Source organism: Collinsella sp. TM04-29 (assembly GCF_003466565.1).
Classification (GTDB): domain Bacteria; phylum Actinomycetota; class Coriobacteriia; order Coriobacteriales; family Coriobacteriaceae; genus Collinsella.
In genome coordinates this window covers 1,228,948-1,237,187 of record NZ_QSPW01000001.1, presented here as the reverse complement: position 1 = coordinate 1,237,187, position 8,240 = coordinate 1,228,948, and the positions used below count along the sequence as shown (strand labels likewise).

Sequence of the window (8,240 nt, the reverse complement as noted above, 5' to 3'; positions counted from 1 at the left end):
CATGAGCATGCCCTTCTGGCGCGAGGACCTCTAAGGTTTTCCGTTTCCGGTGCGGTCCCCCTACAACCGCACCGGTTTCGCCCGTCAAACGGGCAACACTAATACTTACGTAATTCATTTCTTCGAAAGGAAACGAACCATGGGTGTTAACCTCTCCGGCCGTAGCTTCCTCAAGCTCCTCGACCTCACCACCGAGGAGATTGAGTACCTGCTCAAGCTCTCCAAGAACTTCAAGGACATGAAGCGTGCTGGCGTTCCGCACCGCTATCTCGAGGGCAAGAACATCGTCCTGCTCTTCCAGAAGACCTCCACTCGTACCCGCTGCGCCTTCGAGGTCGGCGGCATGGACCTGGGCATGGGCGTTACCTACCTCGATCCCGGTTCGTCCCAGATGGGCAAGAAGGAGTCCATCGAGGACACCGCTCGCGTTCTCGGCCGCATGTATGACGGCATCGAGTTCCGCGGCTTTGCCCAGGACGACGTCGAGGAGCTCGCCGCTAAGTCCGGCGTGCCCGTGTGGAACGGCCTGACCACTGAGTGGCACCCCACCCAGATGCTCGCCGACATCCTGACCGTCCAGGAGAACTTCAACTACGACATCAAGGGCAAGACCCTCGTCTTCATGGGCGACTGCAAGAACAACGTCGCTCGCTCCCTCATGGTTGTCTGCTCCAAGCTCGGCATGAACTTCGTGGCCTGCGGCCCCGAGGAGTGCATGCCCGCTGACGACGTCATCGAGGCCTGCAAGCCCATCGCCGAGGCCAACGGCTGCACCATCAAGCTGACCACCGACGTCAAGGACGGCGTCACCGGTGCCGACGTTCTCTACACCGACGTTTGGGTCTCCATGGGCGAGCCCGACGAGGTCTGGGCCGAGCGCATCGCTCAGCTCACCCCGTATCGCGTTACCTCCGAGGTCATGGCTATGGCCAACCCGGGTGCCATCTTCCTGCACTGCCTGCCCAGCTTCCACGACACCAACACCACGATTGGCGCCGAGAAGTGCGAGCAGTTCGGCATCACCGAGCAGGAGGTCACCGACGAGGTCTTCGAGAGCCCCGCTTCCAAGGTCTTCGACGAGGCCGAGAACCGCATGCACACCATCAAGGCTGTCATGTACGCTACGCTCAAGTAAGAGCATCTAGCATCTCGCTCGGGGTGCATTGCTGCGCACCCCGAGCGCTTTTGTCTGGTAAAAATCTCGCACCGAGCGACATGCACGGCACGGAAGAGCCGCTTCGGGCGAGATCAGTAAATGATTTATGAAGGGGGGATGAGAACTATGACTGAGACCGCTAAGAAAAAGCGCGGTATGCCTTCATCGTTCACCATTCTTCTTGCTCTGCTGGCAATCGTCGCGGTTGTTACCGTTATCGTCTCCGGTACGTCCGGTGGCGAGGTTACCGCTGCCCGCCTGAGCGATTTCTGCACCGCCCCGGTCAAGGGCTTCGCTGACGCTCTGCCCGTCTGCCTCTTCGTTATGATCCTCGGCGGCTTCCTCGGCATGATGACCGAGACCGGCGCCCTGGACAACGGCATTGCTGTTCTGGTGCAGAAGCTTAAGGGCAATGAGATCATGCTCATTCCCGTGCTGATGTTCATCTTCTCCCTCGGTGGTACCACCTATGGTATGTGCGAGGAGACCGTTCCCTTCTACGCCCTGCTTGCCGCTACCATGATGGCCGCTGGCTTCGACCCTATGGTCGGTGCTGCCACCGTCCTGCTCGGCGCTGGCTGCGGCTGCCTGGGCTCCACGGTTAACCCGTTCGCCGTCGGCGCTGCCGTCGACGCTCTGACCGGCGTTGGCATTGAGGTCAACCAGTCCATCATCATCGGCCTCGGTGCCGTCCTGTGGATTGTTACCACTGTTATGTCCATCCTCTTCGTCATGAGCTATGCCAAGAAGGTCAAGGCTGACAAGGGTTCCACCATCCTTTCGATGCAGGAGCTCAAGGACGCCGAAGAGGCTCACGGCAAGGCTGCTTCCGAGGTTCACAAGGAGGTCAAGCTCACCGGTCGTCAGAAGGGTGTTCTGATCGCCTTTGCCTTCACCTTCGTCGTCATGATCGTCGGCTTCATCCCGCTGGCCGACCTCAACGAGGGCGTCGCCAACTTCTTCGATGCTGGCGCTGTCTATGACGCCGACGGTAACGCCATCGTTCAGGGCTGGTCTGCCCTGATCACCGGCCTGCCCATTGGCCAGTGGTACTTCGACGAGGCTTCCACCTGGTTCTTCCTCATGGCTGTCCTGATCGGTATCATCGGTGGCCTGTCCGAGAAGCAGATCGTCAACACCTTCATCACCGGCGCTGCCGACATGATGTCCGTTGTCCTCGTCATCGCTCTCGCCCGTGGTATCTCCGTCCTCATGGCTAGCACCGGCCTCGACGTCTACGTCCTCGACGCTGCCGCCAATGCTCTGGCTGGCCTGTCCGGCGTGATCTTCGCTCCCATGAGCTTCCTGGTCTACTTTGGCCTGTCCTTCCTGATCCCCTCGACCTCCGGTATGGCTACTGTCTCCATGCCCATCATGGGACCGCTGGCTGTTAAGCTCGGCTTCTCGCCCGAGGTCATGGTCATGATCTTCTCCGCCGCCATCGGCGTCGTGAATCTGTTCACCCCGACCTCTGGTGCCATCATGGGCGGTCTCGCTCTGGCTAAGATCGAGTGGACGACCTGGCTCAAGTTTGCTCTTAAGCTCATCGTCGCTCTCTCCGTCGTCTGCGCCATCATCCTGACCATCGCTTGCGTGATGATCTAAGTACCCCCTGGGTACCCCACGGAAACCATGACGATCCTATAACGGATCACCTGGTCATCGTCTGTCCGGTGGGGTAACCCCACCGGTAGACTCCTACCTTTGGCCCCCTCCCGTTCCGTGCGCGGGAGGGGGCGCACTTATGTTCCGCGGTTTTACCAAACCGCGGAACCACTCGACGCTGCGCGCCGCCCAGAACTACAATTTGTCATTCAAAAGGCAAGGCATGACCAAAAGGTCTATGCCTTGCCTTTTTCATGCCAACTTGTACGTTCTGGACGGCGCTCGCTGACTTATGCTCAACCTGCGACGCTGTTATTGTTGGTGCAGGGGAACAGCTTGCCCGCTCTGGTGCCCGTTCGTTGACTTTGGCTCTGCCTGTGACGTTTCCATTGTTGGTGCGGAGTGACTTGGTTCCTGCTTCAAATTAGCTACCCCGGTTCCCCGTGGGTTGCGGTGGGCGTGTTTGGTTGGTGCCTGTTGGTGGCCAGGCCCTTGCGAGGGGCAGGCTCCGTTATAATCGCGTAGGAACTTAATTTACGAAACGGGACGGGAGCCATACATGCGCCAGGGTTTCGACAACGCGAAGTATATCGAGCTGCAGGCTGCTCACATTAAGGAGCGCATCTCGCAGTTTGGCGGCAAGCTGTATTTGGAGTTTGGCGGCAAGCTGTTCGATGACTATCATGCCAGCCGCGTGCTACCGGGTTTTGAGCCGGACAGCAAGTTCCGCATGCTCAAAAGCATCGCCGACGATGTCGAGGTTATCATCGCGATCAACGCGAACCACATCGAGAAAAACAAGGCTCGTGGTGACCTTGGCATTACCTATGACGAGGATGTGCTGCGCCTGGTTGACCTGTTCCGCGGCAACGGCTTTGCTGTCGCGGCCGTGGTCATCACCCAGTACGCTGGACAGCCCGCTGCCGATGTGTTCCGCAACCGCCTGAACGCGCTCGGTATTCCCGCCAAGCTGCACTATCCCATCGAGGGGTATCCGCACGATGTCGATCTGATCGTGTCCGACGACGGCTATGGCAAGAACGAGTTTGTCGAGACCACCCGACCGCTCGTTGTCGTGACGGCGCCCGGCCCTGGCTCGGGCAAGCTCGCCACTTGCCTGTCTCAGCTCTATCACGAGCACAAGCATGGCACGGCCGCCGGCTATGCCAAATTCGAGACCTTCCCGGTTTGGAATCTGCCCCTTACGCATCCGGTCAATATTGCCTACGAGGCCGCCACGGCAGACCTCGATGACGCCAACATCATCGACTCCTTCCACCTGGAGGCCTACAACAAGACCACGGTCAACTACAACCGCGACGTCGAGGCCTTCCCGGTAGTCCGTGCCCTGATGGAAAAGATCCTGGGCAAGAGCCCCTACCAGAGCCCTACGGACATGGGCGTCAATATGGTCGGTTTTGCCATCACCGATGACGATGCCTGCCGCGACGCTTCCAAGATGGAGATCGTCCGCCGCTACTTTACCGCGGTCGAAAATGTGCGCCGTACCGGCGTGGGCGATGAGCAAGTCGACCGTCTCAAGATTATTATGAAGAAAGCCGGCATCGATAAGAACTACTCACCGGCGCGCTCGGCGGCCCTCACCAGGGAGCAGCTGACGGGTGGTCCCGTGGGTGCCATGGTCATGCCCGATGGCTCCGTGGTGACCGGTAAGACCTCCACGCGCCTGGGCGCCGCAAGTTCGCTCATTATGAACGCCCTCAAGCATGTCTCGGGCGTCGACCTTGAGCTCGAGGTCATTAGCGATGAGGCGATCGAGCCCATCAGCAAGCTCAAGACGCATTTCCTGGGCAGCAAAAACCCGCGCCTCCACACCGACGAGACGCTTATGGCGCTGTCGATCACCTCGGCCACGAGTGAGACGGCCGCTCGCGTCCTTTCGGGCCTGGAGCAGCTGCGCGGTTGCGATGCCTTCTTTAGCGTGATTATCTCGCCGACGGACGAGACGGTACTGCGCAAGTTGGGCATCAACGTGTGCTGCGAGCCCAAGTTTGAGCGCCGCGGTTTCTTCCATCGCTAAGTTTGAAGCACCGCGGTAATTGCATTGCATTTTGGCCGTATCGTGTTAGCGCCCGGTACGGCTTTTTGATCAATAAAGCGTCTATTTCGGCGAAAAATAGCTGTTTACCTGCCTAGAAACAATTTGAGCGGTATACAATAACTGTAACTGTTTCATCCTTAGCGGGATGCCGCATGATGGATATTACCTGCCATCGTGAGGTGTGTCGGTCGCGCACGGCGCGTTAGATGCTCGTGCTCGGTTTGAGGAGGCTGCTATGGCGGGCAAGGGTCGTGCGAGTGTCAACGATATGAAGCGTGTCGAGGTGCTGGTGTTGATGGAGATCGACCAGCAAACCGAAGACAATGGCGGGCCGTATGGTTTCTCGCGCAAAACGCTTGCCGAGCGCGTGGGGGTTTCGCCGTATCGTGCCCGCGCCGCAATCGATCGCTTGGATTCCGAAGGTATGATTGATGTCGTCTCGCGTTATAGCGACGACGGCGGTCAGCTTGCAAATGGCATTTGCCTCACCGAACGTGGTGAGTGGTATCTTGAGGGCGTCCGTACCGGCATGCTCGTTCAAGAAATGCTTGAGGACGAGGTTGCTGATCGATAGCAGCATGTAACCCTTGCCATAGTGACGCCGCCTGGGAAACCGGGCGGCGTTTTGTTTCAAGATTGAGAAATGCAATCGCACGCGAGAAAAATTGCGAACGGTCCGCGGCGCGAGTATTACAATGAAGACCCGTAAGATGTGGATAAACAACTTCTACGGGAAGCGCAGGTAACTCAATATGACCAAGCATGTGTTCGTAACCGGTGGCGTGGTTTCGTCCCTGGGCAAGGGTATCACCGCGGCCTCGCTGGGCCGTCTGCTCAAGTCGCGTGGCTACAAAGTAACGATGCAGAAGGCCGACCCGTATCTGAACGTCGACCCCGGTACCATGAGCCCGTTCCAGCATGGTGAGGTCTTCGTTACCGAGGATGGTTACGAGTCCGACCTGGACCTGGGTCATTACGAGCGCTTTATTGATGAGAACCTGACCCGCGATTCCAACTTTACGACCGGTGCCATCTACAAAAGCCTAATCGCCCGCGAGCGTCGCGGCGACTTTTTGGGCGGTACCGTGCAGGTGATTCCTCACGTCACCAATGCCATTAAGGATAAGTTCCGCCGCATCGAAGAGCAGACCGGCTCCGATGTAGTCATCACCGAGCTGGGCGGCACGATCGGCGACATCGAGTCCCAACCGTTTGTCGAGGCCATTCGTCAGTACCGCAAGGAGGCCGGCCCCGAGAACGTCTGCTACATCCACGTGTCGCTCGTTCCCTATATCGCCGCCGCCCACGAGGTCAAGACCAAGCCCACGCAGCATTCCGTCAAGGAGCTCCGCAGCTTTGGCATCCAGCCCGATATTATCGTGTTGCGCTCCGACCACCATATCGATGACGCTATCCGCGGAAAGATCGCAAGCTTCTGCGACGTCGACACCGATTGCGTCTTTACCAACGAGGACTGCGCGAGTATTTACGATGTTCCGCAGCTGCTTGCCGAGCAGGACTTTGACCTGCGCATTTGCGAGCGCCTGGGTCTGGACCCGCGTGAGCGCGACATGAGCGAGTGGAACGAGTTCCTGCGCAAACAGAATCACGCCAACCATCACGCCGACAAGGTGAAGATCGCCGTCGTTGGCAAGTACACGCAGCTGCCCGATGCGTACCTGTCGGTTATCGAGGCCCTGCACCATGCGGGCGTCTTCTACGATCGCCATGTGGACGTCCAGCTGGTCGACGGCGAGAGCCTCGACGAGCAGAATGTCTCCGAAGTTCTGGGCGACGCCTCGGGCATCCTGGTCCCCGGCGGCTTTGGCAAGCGCGCCCTGGAGGGCAAGATCCTCGCGGCCGAGTTTGCCCGCGAGCACAAGATTCCGTATCTGGGCATTTGCCTGGGTATGCAGGTGGCCGTGTGCGAATTTGCCCGCAACGTCGTCGGCCTTGCCGGCGCCAGCTCTTCCGAGTTCGATCCGGATGGCCCGTATAGCGTCATCGACCTGATGAGCTCGCAGGAGGACGTGACCGAGAAGGGCGGCACCATGCGTCTGGGTGCCTATCCGTGCAAGCTTGCTGCCGATTCCCTCGCGCGCGAGGCCTATGGCGAGGAGCTCGTCTACGAGCGTCACCGTCACCGTTTTGAGTTCAACAACGCCTTCCGTGACCAGCTCGAGGACGCCGGTCTGGTAATCTCGGGCCTTTCGCCCGACGAGCGTCTGGTCGAGATGGTCGAGCTGCCGCGCGATGTACATCCGTGGTATGTGGCCACCCAAGCTCATCCCGAGTTCAAGAGCCGTCCGACCAACCCGCAGCCGCTGTTCCGCGAGTTCGTGCGCGCCTCGATTGGCCAGCATGAGGGCGTCGATCGCGTGCAGGTGACGCCCAAGAACCTCGCTACGGACTAAGGGTGTCGGCGAACCAAGAACATACCGAAGCTGCTCCCTCGTCGCTCACTGTGGTGGCGGGGGAGTATCTCGATTACCTTGCGGTCGAACGGGGTTTGGCGCGCAATACGATTGCGGCCTACCGTCGTGACCTGACGACGTATTGCGCCTATCTGGAGCGGGCTGACATTGCGTCTTTTGAAGATGTGAGCCGTCAGGTCGTGGAGGGCTTTGTTGCCGATCGCCGCGACGGAGGCTATTCCGACGCCTCGGTGGAGCGCGCGCTTGCTGCCGTGAAGGGCCTGCATGCCTTTTTGGTGCGCGATGGGGCCGTGGCCCAAAACCCGACGGCGGCGTTGCGCCTGCCCAAAAAGGCAGATCGCCTGCCGGAATACCTTTCGGTGGAGGATGTCTCGGCACTGCTCGATCAAGACTTTCCCGAGGGCGAGATGGGGCTGCGCGATCATGCCATCTTGGAAGTGCTTTACGGTTGCGGCTTGCGCGTGAGTGAACTGGTTGGGCTCGATGTGGGCGATATCCATATCGATGACGGGTTTGTCCTGGTGCGCGGTAAGGGCTCCAAGGAGCGTCTGGCCCCGTTGGTGGGAAGCGCGGCTCGCGCCTTGACACACTATATAGGTGACGGGCGCACGCTCCTGGCCGCTCATGCTCACGGGACGGAGACCTCGGCGGTCTTTTTAAATAAGAACGGACGTCGCCTGTCGCGCCAGGCCGTGCATGCGATATGCGAGCGGTATGGGCGCCAGGTGGGGCTGGTGGGGCTCCATCCCCATACCTTGCGCCACTCCTTTGCCACCCACACGCTCGCGGGCGGTGCCGACCTGCGTGTGCTGCAGGAGATTTTGGGCCATGCCGATATTTCGACCACGCAGGTCTACACGCATGTCGACCGCACGCAACTGACCGAGGTCTATCTGGCGGCGCATCCGCTGGCACATCGCTAGCAACCTCGCTGACCTGCATATTTATACATATTAAGGGGGACGGGCCCCAGATTGTCGCG

General features: G+C 59.5%; 6 protein-coding genes. All 6 read left to right on the top strand.

What is annotated here, in order from left to right; genetic code table 11:
• Positions 1 to 139: 139 nt before the first annotated feature.
• The 6 genes from argF to xerD all read left to right on the top strand — a co-directional run bounded on the left by argF (position 140) and on the right by xerD (position 8,181).
• The gene (argF, locus tag DXD39_RS05595) at positions 140 to 1,135 is read left to right on the top strand and encodes an ornithine carbamoyltransferase (protein WP_117584234.1); all 996 of its coding nucleotides are present in this window, start codon (positions 140 to 142) and stop codon (positions 1,133 to 1,135) included.
• A 138-nt stretch (positions 1,136 to 1,273) separates the two neighbouring features.
• Positions 1,274 to 2,761, top strand: a complete 1,488-nt coding sequence (locus tag DXD39_RS05590; protein ID WP_369832000.1) for a YfcC family protein — start codon at positions 1,274 to 1,276, stop codon at positions 2,759 to 2,761.
• 559 nt (positions 2,762 to 3,320) lie between these two features.
• Positions 3,321 to 4,802 carry a DUF1846 domain-containing protein gene (locus DXD39_RS05585; RefSeq protein WP_006234276.1) on the top strand — a complete coding sequence of 494 codons (1,482 nt, stop codon included), beginning with the start codon at positions 3,321 to 3,323 and terminating at the stop codon, positions 4,800 to 4,802.
• Positions 4,803 to 5,058: 256 nt separating this feature from the next.
• Positions 5,059 to 5,397: a hypothetical protein gene (locus tag DXD39_RS05580; protein WP_040358312.1), complete on the top strand. Its 339-nt coding sequence runs from the start codon at positions 5,059 to 5,061 to the stop codon at positions 5,395 to 5,397.
• 178 nt (positions 5,398 to 5,575) lie between these two features.
• Positions 5,576 to 7,237, top strand: coding sequence for a CTP synthase (locus DXD39_RS05575; RefSeq protein WP_117803374.1), 1,662 nt, complete (start codon positions 5,576 to 5,578; stop codon positions 7,235 to 7,237).
• A gap of 2 nt (positions 7,238 to 7,239) precedes the next feature.
• Complete coding sequence (gene xerD, locus DXD39_RS05570) at positions 7,240 to 8,181, top strand: site-specific tyrosine recombinase XerD (RefSeq protein ID WP_233541115.1); 942 nt, start codon at positions 7,240 to 7,242, stop codon at positions 8,179 to 8,181.
• Positions 8,182 to 8,240: the final 59 nt, after the last annotated feature.

Excerpts from the sequence above, each read along its gene's own strand:
- argF (WP_117584234.1), top strand. The coding sequence starts at position 140 with ATGGGTGTTAACCTCTCCGGCCGTAGCTTCCTCAAGCTCCTCGACCTC.
- DXD39_RS05590 (WP_369832000.1), top strand. The coding sequence starts at position 1,274 with ATGAGAACTATGACTGAGACCGCTAAGAAAAAGCGCGGTATGCCTTCA.
- DXD39_RS05585 (WP_006234276.1), top strand. The coding sequence starts at position 3,321 with ATGCGCCAGGGTTTCGACAACGCGAAGTATATCGAGCTGCAGGCTGCT.
- DXD39_RS05580 (WP_040358312.1), top strand. The coding sequence starts at position 5,059 with ATGGCGGGCAAGGGTCGTGCGAGTGTCAACGATATGAAGCGTGTCGAG.
- DXD39_RS05575 (WP_117803374.1), top strand. The coding sequence starts at position 5,576 with ATGACCAAGCATGTGTTCGTAACCGGTGGCGTGGTTTCGTCCCTGGGC.